Source organism: Halomonas sp. GXIMD04776 (genome assembly GCF_049808615.1).
GTDB lineage: Bacteria > Pseudomonadota > Gammaproteobacteria > Pseudomonadales > Halomonadaceae > Modicisalibacter.
Genome location: NZ_JBNCAN010000002.1, coordinates 173,531 through 189,604, shown reverse-complemented (window position 1 = coordinate 189,604; position 16,074 = coordinate 173,531). Strand labels below are relative to the sequence as shown.

At 59.8% G+C, this 16,074-nt stretch carries 16 protein-coding genes and 1 other RNA gene; 4 read left to right on the top strand and 13 right to left on the bottom strand.

Features of this window, described 5'->3' with window-relative positions:
* Positions 1–30: 30 nt before the first annotated feature.
* The 8 genes from mraY to rsmI form a co-directional block, all read right to left on the bottom strand.
* Complete coding sequence (mraY, locus tag ACPF7Z_RS02230; RefSeq protein ID WP_425191525.1) at positions 31–1,113, bottom strand: phospho-N-acetylmuramoyl-pentapeptide-transferase; 1,083 nt, start codon at positions 1,111–1,113, stop codon at positions 31–33.
* Positions 1,114–1,122: 9 nt separating this feature from the next.
* Positions 1,123–2,490, bottom strand: a complete 1,368-nt coding sequence (locus ACPF7Z_RS02225; protein WP_425191524.1) for a UDP-N-acetylmuramoyl-tripeptide--D-alanyl-D-alanine ligase — start codon at positions 2,488–2,490, stop codon at positions 1,123–1,125.
* Positions 2,487–4,046, bottom strand: coding sequence for a UDP-N-acetylmuramoyl-L-alanyl-D-glutamate--2,6-diaminopimelate ligase (locus ACPF7Z_RS02220; protein ID WP_425191523.1), 1,560 nt, complete (start codon positions 4,044–4,046; stop codon positions 2,487–2,489). Before ACPF7Z_RS02220 ends, ACPF7Z_RS02225 begins: the two co-directional genes overlap by 4 nt.
* Positions 4,046–5,752, bottom strand: coding sequence for a peptidoglycan D,D-transpeptidase FtsI family protein (locus ACPF7Z_RS02215; protein WP_425191522.1), 1,707 nt, complete (start codon positions 5,750–5,752; stop codon positions 4,046–4,048). Before ACPF7Z_RS02215 ends, ACPF7Z_RS02220 begins: the two co-directional genes overlap by 1 nt.
* Positions 5,749–6,033: a cell division protein FtsL gene (ftsL, locus tag ACPF7Z_RS02210; protein ID WP_425191521.1), complete on the bottom strand. Its 285-nt coding sequence runs from the start codon at positions 6,031–6,033 to the stop codon at positions 5,749–5,751. Before ftsL ends, ACPF7Z_RS02215 begins: the two co-directional genes overlap by 4 nt.
* A 38-nt stretch (positions 6,034–6,071) precedes the next feature.
* Positions 6,072–7,031 carry a 16S rRNA (cytosine(1402)-N(4))-methyltransferase RsmH gene (gene rsmH / locus ACPF7Z_RS02205; RefSeq protein ID WP_425191520.1) on the bottom strand — a complete coding sequence of 320 codons (960 nt, stop codon included), beginning with the start codon at positions 7,029–7,031 and terminating at the stop codon, positions 6,072–6,074.
* Between the two features lie 30 nt (positions 7,032–7,061).
* An RNA gene (gene rnpB / locus ACPF7Z_RS02200) (RNase P RNA component class A) lies at positions 7,062–7,413 on the bottom strand.
* Positions 7,414–7,462: 49 nt separating this feature from the next.
* Positions 7,463–8,317 (bottom strand): 16S rRNA (cytidine(1402)-2'-O)-methyltransferase, encoded by an 855-nt coding sequence (gene rsmI / locus ACPF7Z_RS02195; RefSeq protein WP_425191519.1) that lies wholly within the window; start codon positions 8,315–8,317, stop codon positions 7,463–7,465.
* 114 nt (positions 8,318–8,431) lie between these two features.
* Here rsmI and ACPF7Z_RS02190 point away from each other — a divergent pair, with 114 nt between their 5' ends.
* Genes ACPF7Z_RS02190 through ACPF7Z_RS02175 form a run of 4 tightly spaced genes read left to right on the top strand, consistent with a single transcriptional unit; the run spans position 8,432 to position 11,775 of the window.
* Complete coding sequence (locus ACPF7Z_RS02190; protein ID WP_425191518.1) at positions 8,432–10,222, top strand: penicillin-binding protein activator; 1,791 nt, start codon at positions 8,432–8,434, stop codon at positions 10,220–10,222.
* A complete protein-coding gene (locus ACPF7Z_RS02185) occupies positions 10,209–10,577 on the top strand; it encodes a YraN family protein (protein ID WP_425191517.1) in 369 nt (122 codons plus the stop codon). Before ACPF7Z_RS02190 ends, ACPF7Z_RS02185 begins: the two co-directional genes overlap by 14 nt.
* Before the next feature lie 23 nt (positions 10,578–10,600).
* The gene (locus tag ACPF7Z_RS02180) at positions 10,601–11,194 is read left to right on the top strand and encodes a phosphoheptose isomerase (RefSeq protein ID WP_425191516.1); all 594 of its coding nucleotides are present in this window, start codon (positions 10,601–10,603) and stop codon (positions 11,192–11,194) included.
* Positions 11,195–11,199: 5 nt separating this feature from the next.
* Complete coding sequence (locus ACPF7Z_RS02175; protein ID WP_425191515.1) at positions 11,200–11,775, top strand: BON domain-containing protein; 576 nt, start codon at positions 11,200–11,202, stop codon at positions 11,773–11,775.
* 103 nt (positions 11,776–11,878) lie between these two features.
* Here ACPF7Z_RS02175 and ACPF7Z_RS02170 read toward each other — a convergent pair whose 3' ends face one another.
* The 5 genes from ACPF7Z_RS02170 to petA form a co-directional block, all read right to left on the bottom strand.
* Complete coding sequence (locus ACPF7Z_RS02170) at positions 11,879–12,394, bottom strand: ClpXP protease specificity-enhancing factor (protein ID WP_425191514.1); 516 nt, start codon at positions 12,392–12,394, stop codon at positions 11,879–11,881.
* A 65-nt stretch (positions 12,395–12,459) separates the two neighbouring features.
* Positions 12,460–13,086: a stringent starvation protein SspA gene (sspA, locus tag ACPF7Z_RS02165; protein ID WP_425191513.1), complete on the bottom strand. Its 627-nt coding sequence runs from the start codon at positions 13,084–13,086 to the stop codon at positions 12,460–12,462.
* 181 nt (positions 13,087–13,267) lie between these two features.
* Complete coding sequence (locus ACPF7Z_RS02160) at positions 13,268–14,041, bottom strand: cytochrome c1 (RefSeq protein ID WP_425191512.1); 774 nt, start codon at positions 14,039–14,041, stop codon at positions 13,268–13,270.
* Complete coding sequence (locus ACPF7Z_RS02155) at positions 14,041–15,300, bottom strand: cytochrome b (protein WP_425191511.1); 1,260 nt, start codon at positions 15,298–15,300, stop codon at positions 14,041–14,043. Before ACPF7Z_RS02155 ends, ACPF7Z_RS02160 begins: the two co-directional genes overlap by 1 nt.
* Positions 15,300–15,896, bottom strand: a complete 597-nt coding sequence (gene petA, locus ACPF7Z_RS02150) for a ubiquinol-cytochrome c reductase iron-sulfur subunit (RefSeq protein ID WP_425191510.1) — start codon at positions 15,894–15,896, stop codon at positions 15,300–15,302. The genes ACPF7Z_RS02155 and petA overlap by 1 nt, the downstream gene beginning before the upstream one ends.
* Between the last annotated feature and the right edge of the window lie 178 nt (positions 15,897–16,074).

The following is a 16,074-nucleotide window of genomic DNA, read 5'->3' as shown; positions in this document are numbered from 1 at the left end:
ACGTTACAAAGTGACGAGCGCGTTTCGCTGTCAACGGATCTTGAGTGTCGCCAGCCCCATCAAGACCAACACGACGGTGATGATCCAGAAGCGCACGATCACCCGTGGCTCGGGCCAGCCCTTGAGCTCGAAGTGATGATGCAAGGGCGCCATGCGAAAGATACGCCGTCCCGTGAGCTTATAGGAACCCACCTGCAGAATCACCGACACGGTTTCCATGACGAAGACACCGCCCATCACGAACAGTACGATTTCCTGACGCACTACCACTGCCACGATCCCGAGGGCCGCGCCCAGCGCCAGGGCGCCGACGTCTCCCATGAAAACCTGGGCCGGATAGGTATTGAACCAGAGAAAACCCAATCCCGCGCCGGCGATGGTGCCACAGAATACCGCCAATTCGCCGGCTCCCGGAACGCTGGGAATGTGCAAATACTCAGCGAATACGGCATTACCGCTGGCATAGGCAAACACCGCCAGCCCCATCGCCACCATGACCGTCGGCATGATGGCCAGGCCATCGAGACCATCGGTGAGATTGACCGCGTTGGAACTGCCGACGATGACCAGATAGGTCAGCAGGATGTAGAAGAATCCGAGCTGGATCACGACCTCCTTGAACAACGGCACGATCAGACTGGTTTCTACCGGTCCCGCCGCGCTCACGTAAAGGAATACGGCTGCACCAAGCCCCAGCACCGACTGCCAGAAATATTTCCAGCGTGCCGGCAAGCCGCGGGGGTTCTTCTCCACTACCTTGCGGTAATCATCGACCCAGCCGATCGCACCAAAACCCAGCGTGACGATCAATGCCAGCCACACATAGTGATTGCCAAGATCGCCCCACAACAGCGTACTGATCGCCATCGCCACAAGAATCATGGCGCCGCCCATGGTCGGCGTACCGGCCTTGGAAAGATGCGACTGAGGCCCGTCGTCGCGCACCGCCTGACCAATCTGTCGCTCCACCAGACGCCGAATCATCATGGGCCCGAACCATAGACATAACAGAAGAGCGGTGAGCGTACCGAGAACGGCGCGTAATGTCAGATATTCAAAAACCGTAAAAGCGCTTTGATAGGCGCTTAGAACCTGTGCTAAATAAAGCAACATGTCGTGCGTTCACCTTGATTGATCTACACGTAGCGCGGCAATCAGCCTTTCCATGCCGGCGCTACGCGACCCCTTGACCAGCACGCTGGCCCCGGAGGGTAGATGGTCCTGGGCATGACGCAGAAGCGTCTCCCAATTCGAGAAATGACATCCTCCGCTGCCAAAGGCGAGCGCTGCAGGCTCCGCCTCGGCTCCCAGGGTGCCGAGAAAATCGATACCCAACCGGCGAGCATGCTGACCTACCTCGGCGTGCAACGCAGCGGACGCCGTGCCCAATTCCCCCATGGCCCCGAGAAAACACCAACGAGGCGCCGGCATTTGCGCCAGTACATCGAGGGCGGCCTTCATCGCGCCGGGATTGGCGTTGTAGGTATCATCAAGCAAACGAGACCCGCGCATGCCTTCCACGGGCGTCATCCGGCCGGGAAGCGCCTCGAGCTCACCCAGGCCTGCGACGACCTCCTCACCGGCCACCCCCATGACAAGAGCCGCGGCGGCGGCGGCCAGCGCATTACGTACGCTATGCACACCAAGCAGGGCCAGACTCACCCGTCCCAGAATGACGCCATCATACATAAGTGTGAAAGAATAACGCCCGTTTTTATCACAAGCCAGCTCAATCCCCTGCACCCGCGCCGACTCGGAAAGACCGAAATCGAGGACCGTTCGCGTGCCGGCCAATTGTCGCCAGAACGGATAGAAGACATCGTCGCGATTGAGTACCGCCACGCCATCCTCGTTCAAACCGGTCAGAATCTCGGCCTTGGCCTGGGCAATCTGGCCCATACCGCCGAACTCACCCACATGCGCCCCGGTGACATTGGTGATCACCACGACTTGCGGCTGTGCCAGCGTCGTGGTCCAGGCGATCTCGCCCAGATGGTTGGCTCCCAGCTCTACCACCGCCTGATGATGGTCGCGAGTGAGGTTCAAGAGCGTCAGCGGCGCACCGATGTCGTTATTGAGATTGCCGCGGGTGGCCAGCGTAGCGCCATGCCGACGCAGTAGCGCCGCGAGCATCTCCTTGACGGTTGTCTTGCCACTATTACCGGTGATGGCGACCAAGGGGCCGCCCCAGCAGCGGCGACGGGCCTGACCTAGAAGCCCCAGGGCCAATCGTGTATCGACGACCTGCAACTGCGGCAAGGCATCGTCGACCGGGCGGGAAACGATAGCAGCTACAGCGCCCTTCTCACGGGCCTCGGCGAGAAAATCGTGAGCGTCGAAGCGCTCCCCGACCAGCGCCAGAAAAACATCACCGGGCTGCAAGGCCCGAGTATCGGTAACGATGGCGTTGACCTGAGCATCGTCGCCGGGCCAATGCCGCTCCAGCGCAGCGGCGATCATCTTGAGGGTTTCCAGGCCACAGGCCTTCATGTTGGCACTCCACGTTTGGCCAGCGCCGCTTCGGCCCACTCCTGATCGGAAAAAGGCGTGCGCTGGCCCTGAATCTCCTGATAGTTCTCATGCCCCTTACCGGCAATCAGGATGACATCATTATTGCCCGCCTCCTTGATTGTCCGGTCGATGGCATTGCCGCGTCCATCAATGCACCAGGCTCTTTCCCGATCCGCCGGAGACAAGCCCCGCAGAATCTGCTCACGAATCGTTGCCGGATTCTCGCCGCGGGGATTGTCGTCGGTGATCACCACTCGGTCTGCCAGGGGCTGCACCGCCTCTGCCATCAGCGGCCGCTTGCCGCTGTCGCGATCGCCGCCACAGCCGAACACACACCATAGCTTGGCGCTATCACTGACCTCGGCATGCGTATCGTCATGGCCATCGCCCGGCAAATGCGCACGCAGGGCGCTCAGGGCATTGCTCAGCGCATCCGGCGTATGGGCATAATCCACTACCACCGTGGGCATGCCGTGGCGACTGACGGTCTGCATGCGCCCGGGAACCGGCAAGAGTTCGCAGGCAGCCTCACACAAACCGTCAAGATCCTCGCCCAAGCCGTAGAGTACCGCCATGGCCAGCAGGACATTATCAAGATTAAAGCGCCCCATGAGGGCCATTTCCAAGGCTCGTTCACCGTCAGGCGTCGCGATCAGCACGCGCTGGCCACTGGCATGAGGATGCCAGTCGAGCACCCGAAACGTGGTCGCCTCCTGTTCGCCACAGGCCAGCACGCGCACGCCCTGAGGCAATCCGGCGAGCATCAATCGTGTCAGGGAGTCGTCGGCATTGACGACGGCGAGCCTGAGTTCGCGCCGTTTGAATAGACGCGCCTTGGCGGCGGCGTAGGCCGCCATGCTGGCGTGATAATCGAGATGATCCCGAGACAGGTTGGTGAATACCGCCGCCGTGACACGACAGCCCAGCAGACGCTCTTGCTCCAGCGCGTGGGAGGAGACCTCCGCGGCCACGCGCTTGACACCATCCCCGGCCATGCTGCCCAGTGCCGCTTGCAGCTCCAAAGGGCCCGGTGTGGTCTGGCCACTGTCGATCAACTGCCCTGCCCGTCCCCATCCAAGGGTACCGATTACGCCCGCAGGACACCCCAATCTTTCCGAGAGCGCTGCGATGTAGTGGGTCACGGAACTCTTGCCATTGGTGCCGGTGACTCCGATCAGTTCGAGGTTTTCCGGCACATCGAACAGTAAGCGCCCCAGCTCGCCCAGGGCGTGGCTCAAGCCCGGCAGCGACAGCACTCGCTCCTGGGCTGCATGACGCTCTTCAAACGCAGCGCCGGCCTCGGCCAGCACCAGTACTGCCCCCCCCTCGAGCGCTTGATCAATGAATCGGCGTCCATCGACCTGCACACCGGGGACGGCGATGAATACCGCAGGACCGGTATTCGTGGCGAGAGCACGACTGTCCCGGGACAGTGTGAGTGTCTGTGTAGCGTCCAGGTCCAACGATGCCGGCAAACGAATCTCCGGCCAGAGGACCGCCAAGGTTGCTGCCAGCCGTTCATGGGTGACCTGCATTACTCCAACGCCTCCTGCTTGTCGGGAAGAACATCGAGCAAACGTAACGCCTTGCCCACCACACGACTGAATACCGGTGCCGCGACCAGGCCACCGTAATAGTCGCCCTTCTTGGGATTATCCACCATCACCACGGTCACGATACGCGGATCGGAGACCGGGGCGATACCGGCGAACAGCGAACGATAGGCGGTCTTTTGATAACCGCTCGAGGTGACCTTGCGCACCGTGCCGGTCTTGCCAGCGATACGATAACCGGGTACCGCTGCCCGAGATCCACCGGCGTTGGGCTGAACGATGGCCTCGAGCATGTGCAACAGATCATTGGCGACCCCTGGCGATATCACCTGCTCACCTTCCGGCGGTGAAGGCTGCTTGAGCAGAGACGGTGACAATCGCTTGCCGTCATTGGCGATCGCCGTATAGGCGCTGGCCAGTTGCATCGCGGAAACGGAGACGCCGTAGCCATAGGCCATGGAGGCACGCTTGCTATCCGACCAGCCAAACGGCGTGGGCAGGCTGCCCGTCGTTTCCCCCGGAAACCCGGTGCCCGGCGCCTGACCGAAACCAAGCGCGTGATAACGATTCCAGATGGCATCATCGGGCAATTGCAGGGCGACCCGGGACATACCCACGTTGGAGGAGTGCAACAGGATTCCCGCCATGGACAAATCCTTGTAGTTGCGAAAATCACGAATGGTGTAATTATCCAGGCGCATATACCCCGGCGCCGTATCGATCACCGTCTGCGGTGAAAAGCGTTGGGTTTCCAGTGCGGCGGACATCGCCAAGGGTTTCATCACCGACCCCGGCTCGAAGGCATCGGTGACCGCCTGATTGCGTAAGCCGTTGGCATCGATCTCGACACGATTGTTGGGATTGTAGGAAGGCAGATTGGTCATCGCCAGCACCTCGCCGGTGCGTGCATCCATCATCACCAGAGTACCGCCATCGGCGTCGTTTTCATCCACGGCGGCTTTCAGCTCGCGATAGGCCATGTACTGGAGGCGCAGGTCCACCGCCAGGGTGAGATTGCCCCCAGGCTTGGCCTCCTTGAGCAAATGCAGATCGCGCACCAAGCGTCCCTTGCGATCCTTGATCACCCGGCGCTTGCCCGGCTCGCCGGCGAGAAAGCCGTTGTAGGCAAGCTCCACCCCCTCCTGGCCACGGTCATCGACGTTGGTCACACCGACCAGTTGCGCCGCCACTTCACCGGACGGGTAGTAGCGTTTGTATTCGTGCTGGGGATAGACACCCGGAATTTTCAAATCGAGTATCGGTTGAGCCTTGGCCGGCGTCATGCGGCGACGCAGGTACATGAACTCGCGGTCGGAATATTGTTCGATGCGCTCATCGAGTTGACCCGGACTCATGTTCAGCGCCGTGGCCAGCAGGGTGCGCTGCACACCATCCTCAGGCAGCTCCTCCGGATTGGCCCAGAGGCTGACCACCGGTGTCGAGATCGCCAGAGGATCGCCGTGCCGACCGGTGATCATGCCGCGGTGCGCATCGATGGTCTCGACACGCAGGGTGCGAGCATCGCCCTGACCCTGCAAAAACAGACGGTCGATCACATGCAGATCGACGATACGCCCCACCAGGGCCGCCAAGGCCAGCAAGACCAGAAATACCATGAAGCGATAGCGGGCACTGCCCATTGGCGCCGTCTGCGCACGAGACGAACCCTCGCTTGACGACTTACTCATCGGCGAATCACCCTGATCTCCGTCAGTTCCGGCACGTGCATGCCGAGGCGTTCACTGGCCAGGCGCTCGATGCGGGAAGGTGCCGACCAGGTGCTTTCTTCCAGCAGCAGTTGTCCCCATTCAGTTTGCAACTGATCCTGTTTCCGCTCGAGCTGCTGCAGGCGCGCATACTCCACGCGGGTGAAGTGGGCACAGGTAATCACCGCTAGAGCGCTGGCCAACACCACCCCCACCAACAACAGCACCAGTAGTTGTCGCCAGCCTAAAAGTTGTTTCGTCACACTCGTCGACGCTTTTACTCGTTTTTGCACCATGGCCTTCAGTTGATTTTGCGAGCCGCTCGCATCACAGCACTACGAGCCCTTGGATTGTCCTCGACTTCCTCTCGCCCCGGACGACGGGCCTTGCCCAGGGGTTCGAGGCGACGCGCCAGTTGATCGTCGCGTACCGGCATGCCTCGGGGAAGATGTGTGTCACCGCGCACATGATGACGGATGAAGCGTTTGACCCGACGGTCCTCGAGAGAGTGAAAGCTGATCACCACCAGATGCCCCCCCGGCGCCAGAGCCGCCAGGGCCGCCTCCAGCGCGACATCCAACTCCTCGAGTTCACGATTGACATGGATGCGCAGCGCCTGAAAGGCGCGGGTCGCCGGATGCTTGCCTTTCTCCCATGCAGGATGAGCCGCCTTGAGCAGCTCTGCCAGATCACCGGTACGGGTAATGGGCGCCTGACGCCGCCGTTCGACGATGGCGCGGGCCATGCGCTTGGCAAAGCGCTCTTCCCCATAGGTCTTGAACACCCAGGCGATGTCGCTTTCGCTGGCATGGCTCAACCACTGCGCGGCACTTTCACCACTGTCCGGGTCCATACGCATGTCGAGCGGGCCATCACGCAAAAAACTGAAGCCACGCTCGGGATCGTCGAGTTGCGGTGAGGACACGCCCACATCCAGCAGTATGCCTGCAAGTTGTCCGTGCACACCTTGCTCCCGGGCGATATCGCCCAGACGACTGAAGATATCGGCATGCATCGAAAAACGTTGATCTTTGATGCGGCGGGCCTCGGCCAAGGCCTGCGGATCGCGGTCAATGGCCAGAAGACGCCCACCGCCGCCCAGACGCGCAAGGATGGCCCGCGCATGCCCGCCACGGCCGAAGGTGCCGTCCAGATACACCCCATCGGCATCGTGGATCAGGGTATCGACGGCCCCTTCGAGTAGCACGCTGGCATGACGATAGTCGGTAGGTGAAGATGAGCCATTTACGCTATGCGGCATGCGGTTCTCGAACGAGCGTTGAAATGTCAGGATGGAAGCTGGCCGATAAGCCGGGTTCTGTCGTGGACAGTCATTCATCTAGGCCCAGCGTCACCACTGGGCTCAAGCAACCTACCCGCCCCCGCTGCGGGCCACAGCGCTGGGGGCCTATTCGGTCTTGCTCCGGGTGGGGTTTACCTTGCCACGCACTGTTACCAGGCGCGCGGTGCGCTCTTACCGCACCCTTTCACCCTTGCCGGCAGCTTGCGCTGCTTGGGCGGTCTACTCTCTGCTGCACTTTCCGTCGGCTCGCGCCGCCCAGGCGTTACCTGGCACCCTGCCCTATGGAGCCCGGACTTTCCTCCCCCGATCAATGACCGGCGGCGACTGTCTGGCCAGCTTCCAAGCGCGCAAGAATAGCAGCGCCCAGGATGCCTTAACAATAGCATCCCTTAATTGCCTCCCTTGAGGGCCAGCGCCTGTTCGTACCAGTCCCTCTTGCGTCCTCCCATGAGTCGGGCAACCACCGCAGCAGCCTGCTTGACGCCGACGCCTTCTTCAAGCAACGCACTCAGTAGCGCCTGGGCATCCAGGGTCGTCGTCTCACTGATCTGCGCCGGCGCGCCCGCCACCATGATGACGAACTCCCCCCGGGACTGATTCGGATCTTCCGCCATGCGCCCCAGCAACTGAGCGGCAGTGCCTTCGAGAAACGTCTCGAAGGTCTTGGTCAGCTCCCTGGCCAGCACCAGCCGGCGCTCTCCCAACAGCGCATCAAACGAGGCCAGAGAGGCATGGATGCGGTGCGGGGACTCATAAAATACCAGCGTTTCTTCATGCTCGCTCAGCGCCTGGATCCGGGTTCGCCGGGCGCCCTCCTTGGCGGGCAAGAAGCCGGCAAAGAGAAAGCGATCCGTGGGCAGGCCAGCAGCGGAAAGCGCGGCAATCAAAGCACAGGGGCCGGGAATCGGCACGACCCGGGCTCCGCGCTGCCGCAGTTCACGCACCAGCACAAAGCCGGGGTCACAGATCAGTGGTGTCCCCGCATCGCTGATCAAGGCCAGATCGTCACCTTGTGCAAGGCGGTCGAAAAGCTGATCGACCCGTCCGGCCTCGTTGTGTTCGTGCAATGACAGCAGCGGGATATGGAGTCCAAGATGCTGTAGCAGTCGCGCCGAATGCCGGGTATCTTCAGCGGCAACCAGGGCAACGCTTTCCAATGTTCGCACGGCTCGCGGCGAGAGATCATCGAGGTTACCAATCGGCGTGGCCACCACGTACAATGTGCCACTGGCAGATGCGGTCATGGTTCAATCTCGAAGTAGAACGTTGTCGTTGGCGCTCGTCGAAGGCGTGTTTCCCTACCGGTTGAACTCATCGTTATCGAATCGAACTCCGTGAAGGACAAGGAAACGGACACCATGCACAAATCACTGCGACGGCTACTTAGCGCAGGCTTGGTAGCGCTTTTGATGGTCGGCTGTGCCGCTCAGCAACAGATGATGGAACCCGCCCAGGTGAGCAAGGAACCTGCCGAGTTGCTGCGCCAGGCACAAGGCCAGAGCGCTCGAGAAGCGGCGCTGACACGGCTCGAGGCCGCCGACATCCTAGCACGTCGCGGTGACAAGGCGCAGGCCCTGCAGATCGCCGGCGATATCGATTCGATACAACTTCAAAACGCGGCCCGCCTGCGCTGGGCACTGCTGCTGTCGTATCTTGGTCTGGATCAGGAAGATGGCCAGAGCGTCCTGCAGGCAACGTCCATTCTGGATTACAACCTGACGATACCTGACGACGACGCCCAGACGCTCAAGTATCGCCGTGGCCTGGCACTGGGATTGACCGGACAACCGGCCGACGCTGCCGAACAGTTGATCGACCTGCAACGGCAACAGGCGCCCTTCGATCTCAATGATGACATCTGGCGCCAAATGACCCGCCTGCGTGGCCCTTCTCTTGACCAGTTGGCGCGCTCCGGTGATGACATCGCTCGAGGCTGGGTGGCCCTGATCAAGGTGCAGCGCCGCAACGGTGGTGACGTGGATCGCCTGTTCACACGCATTGAGCAGTGGCGGCAGCGCTTCCCCGAGCACCCCGCCGCCAGACGCCTGCCCGACAATCTCCGAGCCCTGCGCGAGTTGCGTGGGCAGGATGTACGTCATATCGCGGTCTTTCTTCCCGAATCCGGCCCCCTGGCCAATGTGGCCGAGGCCATTCGGCAGGGCATGCAGGTACGCCACATGAATGCGCTGGACCAAGGAGAGCAGACACCGCGACTGAGCTTTTACGACACCCGGGACGCAGACATGGAGACACTTTATGCCCGCGCCTCCATGGCCGGCGCTCAGGTAGTGATCGGCCCCCTCGACAAGGACACGGTGTCACGGCTGGAGCTTGGCAACAACGTCCCCTTGCCCACCCTGGCACTCAATTACGGTACTGCAGAAGAAAACCACGCCGAGGATCTTTTCCAGTTCGGCTTGTCCGCCGAGGACGAGGCGCGCCAGGTCGCCAGGCGTGCCCGGCTGGATGGCCATCGCCTCGCCGGCATGCTGATACCCAATAACCCCTGGGGTCGTCGTGTCGGCGAAGCATTCCGGCAAACCTGGCAGGAGCAGGGTGGCGAAATAGCCAGCGCCATCGATTACGACCCCGAAGGAATGGTGGCAAACGCAGTACGCCCACTCCTCGATGTCCGTGGCAAGCGCGCTCGGCGCGACCTGGACATGCTGTTCCTGCTTGCCTTGCCTGATTATGCCCGTCAGGTACCACCGACACTGAAGTTCTTCTACGCCGGCGACCTGCCCATTTACGCTACTTCGCACCTGTTCGAAGGACGCCCACAGCCGCAGGCCGATCACGATCTCAATGGCGTGTCGTTCATCGATATCCCCTGGCTGATTCCCGATGCCGCCGTTGGCGGAACCGATGCTCTGCCCTTTGCCGAAAGCTACCAGGAATTGCGCGACAACAACGAACCCGCCCTGTTCAAGCTCAATGCCATGGGCGTCGATGCCTATGAGCTGGGTCGCAGACTGCCCTTGTTCAAGCTGTTACCCAGCAATGAATTGTATGGCGCCACCGGCGCTTTGAGTGCCGGTCCCGACCGACGCATACGCCGCGACTTGCCCTGGGCACGTTTCGTCAGCGGCGTACCTCAACCTCCTCTCTACAACATCCCAAGCCTGGAGCCCGTCGATGAGGCGCCGTAACGATGCGCGCTCCCGAGGCGAAGCGATCGAAGGCGTCACGGCAGACTGGCTCGAGGCCCGTGGCCTCAGCCTCGTCGCCCGCAACCAGCATGCCAAGGGCGGGGAAATTGATTTGATCATGCGCGATGGCGATACCCTCGTATTCGTCGAGGTGCGTCATCGCGCCGACACCCGCCATGGTCATCCGCTGGAGACCGTCAATCTCGCCAAGCAGCGCCGCTTGATTCGCGCCGCTCGTTTTTATCTGCTGCGCAACCGGCTATCATGTGCATGCCGCTTCGATGTAGTGGGTGTCATCGGCACCGCACCACAATTGGAGTTCACCTGGGTACGCGCCGCCTTCGACGCGTTCTGACTGTCACTGGACCTTGGCTCACTATGGATTTTCAAGCGCGCATTCTTGACCACTTCAACGCCAGCATCGATACCAAGACCTATGCCAGCGAAGTGCTACCCCCCTTCATCGAAGTCGCCAGCCAGATGATGGTTCAGTGCCTGGTCAGCGAAGGCAAGATCTTGACCTGCGGTAACGGCGGCAGCGCCGGGGACAGCCAGCACTTCTCCTCGGAGCTGCTCAATCGCTTCGAACGCGAACGCCCGAGCCTTCCCGCCCTGGCCTTGACTACCGACACCTCGACATTGACATCGATCGCCAATGACTATAGCTACAACGAGGTGTTTTCCAAACAGGTGCGAGCCCTGGGACAACCTGGAGACATCCTTCTGGCGATCTCCACCAGCGGCAATTCACCCAATGTGGTTCAGGCGATTCAGGCAGCCCATGATCGGGATATGACCGTCATCGCCTTGACCGGACGCGACGGGGGCGATATGGCTTCATTATTGGGCCGCGACGATTGCGAGATTCGCGTGCCGGCCACTTCCACCGCGCGCATCCAGGAGGTCCACCTGCTGGTGATACACTGCCTGTGCGACCTTATCGACGAACAGCTTTTTGGCAGCAACGAGTGATGACGATGAAAAAACCACTGTTTACCCCCGTTCTACTCGCCCTTGCATTGGGGCTCGGCGGATGCTCGGTTATCAATAACGCCACCACACCGTCTCCGGAAGGAGAGGATTACGGCGCGCGTACCGCAGGCATGCGCGTCGAGGATGGAAGCATCGAGAGCAAGATCCAGGATGCCATGGAGAAAAACGATGCCCGCCTGGGTGATGCACGGGTCGGCGTCAACAGCTACAATGGCGTGGTGTTGTTGTACGGTCAGGTGCCCAGCCAGGAACTCAAGGACAAGGCCGGAGAGATCGCGCGCAATACCCGTCAGGTACGCCAGGTACACAACGAACTGATGGTGGCGGCCAATCTACCGCTTAGCCAGCGCATGACCGACAACTGGCTGGAAACCAACATCGAAACCCGCCTGGCGGCCAGCGAAGATATCGATTCCCGCCATGTGGAAGTCATCAGCGAGAATGCCACCGTTTACCTGATGGGGATGGTGACTCGCCAGGAGGCTCAGCGTGTGGTCGATGTCGTTTCGAAGGTAGGCGGCGTACAGCGCGTCATCAAGATTTTCGACTATCTCGACTGAGTTCTCTCCGAGCATGAAAAAAAGCGGATGACCGAGATCATCCGCTTTTTTTCTTCATGGCGTAAGGCTGAGTCACATGCACCAGATCAGACATGGAATGTGGTCATTTGATGACGCGTAGCGATGGCCGTTCCTTGTCCGTCTTTTTCTTGCCGGGCCCTTTCTTATCGGGTTCTTTCTTACCGGCCTCTTTCTCGTCGGCATTCTGCCGGGTAGCGCCCTGTTCGCCGACATCCACACTCTCGAGTGCAGGACGCTCCTCCGCCTGCTTCGCTTCTTGCGTCGCCGCCTCGTCATGCCCGGGCATTACCGGCTCATGACCGAACACCATGCCCACTCCGTTCTCCCGCGCATAGATTGCAATCAAGGCATCAAAGGGCACGACAACCTCCATTGGATGTCCGCCAAAGCGCGCGTCGAAGGTGAGGAAATCGTTCGCCATATTCAATTCGCGTACCGCGGTGGGCGCAATATTGAGCACGATCTGGCCATTCTGTATGAACTGCTGGGGCACCCTCACTGCCTCGCGCTCAGCATCGACGACGATGTACGGTGTTAACTCATTATCCAGAAGCCATTCATAAAGGCCTCTAACAAGATAGGGACGACTGGACAGCATGGCTTGCCCCCTTGGAATTGATGTGTGATCGATGATCGTTTTTCAACGGCACGTTGATGCGCTTGTCAGGGCCGCATTTCGCGCTCGGCCTCGGACAGCGACGCCTTGAAGGCATCCCGATTGAACAAGCGCTCCATGTAACCGATCAGCGGTGTGACCTGCTTCTCGGGTAGCTCGATGCCCAGAATGGGTAAACGCCAGAGGATCGGTGCAATGCAACAATCGACCAGCGAGAAATCTTCGCTCATGAAGAAGTCCATATCGTCGAAGATCGGGGTGATCCCTATCAGGCTTTCGCGCAATTCTTTGCGGGCTCGCTCCGCATCCTTCTTGCCTGAGTGGAGAACCTCTTCCACCAATGGGCACCACTCTCGCTCGATACGGTGCATCCATAAGCGACTCTGGGCCCGAGCGACGGGATAAACGGGCAGCAAGGGCGGATGAGGAAAGCGCTCGTCCAGGTACTCCATCATCACTTTGGACTCATAAAGCACCAGATCACGATCCAGCAAGGTGGGGACGCTGTTGTACGGATTGAGATCCGCCAGTTCGGCGGGCCGGTTATCCTCATCGACATCGACGATATCCACCGCGACCCCTTTTTCCGCCAGCACGATTCTCACGCGATGGCTGTAATGGTCGTGACTACCGGAATAGAAGGTCATCGATGACCGTTTAGCCACTACACCCATGAAACACTTCCTCGCTTGAATTCAAAGCCAGAATGATAACACGTCAGCCCGAACCGCGTGTCGTACACAGTCGAAATCGACAGGCTTCGGTTCAGCAAGGTTGATCCACACCGACATCCGATACAAAAAGAGCGCATGACGGATGAGCCATGCGCCCTTTTACCCTCCCTGACACAATTTTCTAGTGAATATCGCGCCAGTATTCACGCTTGAGGAAGTACGCGATCACGCCGAAGATGAAGATGAAGATCAGCACCTTGGGCCCGAGTGACTGAGCCTGCAGCTTTGACGGCTCACCGACATAGGCCAGGAAGTTGGTCAGGTCCCACATGGCCTGATCGAACTCCGCTGGCTCCATCTCGCCGGGCTCGGTTACCTGCAACACGTGACAGGATTTATAGAGTCCCGACAGCGGATCGAGCTCGGCATCCGGTGCCGTCGCCTTTTCAGTCTGCGCACAGACCATTTCCTGAGTACCCTGCAAGGGCTCCAGCACATTGGGCATACCCACCAAAGGGAATACCGTGTTGTTGACGCCCCAAGGACGCTCAGGATCCTTGTAGAAGCTACGCAGGTAGGTATAGATCCAATCCGTGCCACGCAGACGCGCGGTGAGGCTCAGGTCGGGCGGCGCGGCACCGAACCAGCCTTCCGCATCGTTTCCGTCCATGGCGACGCGCATCTGGTCGTTGAAGGCCAGATCCTCATCGAAAATGAGATTCTCCTCGACCAGTTCCTGGGGAATGTCCAGATCCTCTGCCGCCCGGCTGTAGCGCTGGTACTCGAGAGAATGGCAGCCCATGCAGTAGTTGGTGAAGAGCTTCATGCCGTTTTGCAATGACGCCTTGTCATGCAGGTCAGGATTCATCTCGTCGAGATGGACATTTTCTTCACCGGCCCCCAGCACGGTAAGGGGTACCAGCGCGAAGAGCAGTGCACATAGTTGCTTTTTCATTAGCCAGTCACCCTTTCCGGTAGCGGTTTGGTTTTCTCGAACCGGGTATAGATCGGCATCAGCACGAAGTAGGCGAAGTAGACGACCGTGCAGACCTGGGCGAGCAACGTGCGCCCGGGAGACACCGCTTGTGTGCCCAGATACCCCAGTATGATGAAACTGATCACGAACAGCCCCAGCATGATGCGAGAAATCCAGCCCTTGTAACGCATCGAACGAACCGGGCTGCGATCGAGCCAGGGCAGCACGAACAGAATGGCAATGGACGCGCCCATCATGATCACCCCCCAGAACTTCGAGTCGAGGCCGAACAGCGAGAAGGTGATGGCGCGCAAAATGGCGTAGAACGGCGTGAAGTACCAGACCGGCGCGATATGCGCGGGTGTCACGAGCGGATCAGAAGGCTGGAAATTGGGTTTCTCCAGCAAATATCCACCCCCTTCCGGGAAGTAGAAGATCACCGCAGCGAACACGAACAGGAAAACGGCAACGCCAACGATATCCTTGACGGTGTAATAAGGATGGAACGGGATGCCATCGAGGGGCTTGCCGGTCTCATCCTTCTTGTCCTTGATCTCGATACCGTCGGGGTTATTGGACCCTACCTCGTGCAAGGCAATGATGTGAAGGACCACCAGTCCCAAGATGACGATCGGCAATGCCACCACATGCAGGGCAAAGAAGCGGTTCAGCGTAATACCGGAAATCAGGTAGTCGCCGCGAATCCACTGAGTCAGATCGTCACCGATCACCGGGATCGCCGAGAACAGCGAGATGATCACCTGGGCGCCCCAATAGGACATCTGACCCCAGGGCAGCAGATAGCCCATGAAGGCTTCGGCCATCAGTGCAAGGTAGATGCACATGCCGAACACCCATATCAATTCCCGAGGTGCCTTGTAGGAGCCATACATCATGCCGCGGAACATGTGCAGATAGACCACCACGAAGAAGGCCGTGGCCCCAGTGGAGTGCAAATAGCGTATGAGCCAGCCGTATTCCACATCACGCATGATGTACTCAATGGAGGCAAAAGCCCCCTCGGCAGTCGGGTTGTAGCTCATGGTCAGCCACACACCGGTGAGGATCTGATTGACCAGCACCAGCATCGCTAGGGAACCGAAGAAATACCAGAAATTGAAGTTCTTGGGCGCATAATACTCGGCGAGATGCTCTTTCCACATCTGAGTGGCCGGAAAACGATCATCCACCCAGCGCATGAAACCGCTATCGGCCTTGGCCTTGTTCGGATTAGCCATCAGCTCGCCTCCTGATCTTCACCGACCACGATGGTCGTGTCGGTCTCAAAACGATAGGGCGGCACCAGAAGATTCAAGGGCGCCGGCACACCGGTGAACACCCGCCCAGCCAGATCGAAACGCGAGCCATGGCACGGACAGAAGTAACCACCAGGCCAGTCGCCGCCGAGATCCGCGGCCCCAGGCTCGGGACGATAGGAGGGCACGCAGCCAAGATGCGTACAAATACCGATCAGCACGATGTATTCAGGTTTGATCGAACGCAGTACCGGATCCACGTAATCGGGTTGCTGCGGTGCCTGGGACTCGGGATCGCGGAGCTGCGAAGGATTGATTTCCTTGATGCGTTCGATAGCGGCGTCATCGCGGCGTGCCAACCACACCGGTTTGCCGCGCCACTCGACGGTCATCTGCTGGCCGGGTTCCAGCTTGGACACATCGGCCTCGACCGGGGCACCTGCCGCTCTTGCCTTGGCACTGGGCTGCCAAGACGCCAAAAAGGGAACCGCTACCCCGACTGCACCGACCGCTCCCACCACTGCGGTCGCGCCGACGAGGAAACGGCGTCTCCCCTTGTTTACGCCGCTATCTGCCATCTTATGGTTTCTCCCATCAACACACCTGCCACTCACCACGAAAAAAGAAACCTCGCGGCGTATTAGTATGAAATGCCGCCATGTTAAGAAAAGGCTCTCTTCAACACAAGCTAGCACTGCTCAACCTGACACCGTCGCTTGCGCTAAATCAATGAAAGGCATAAAAAAACGCTCAACC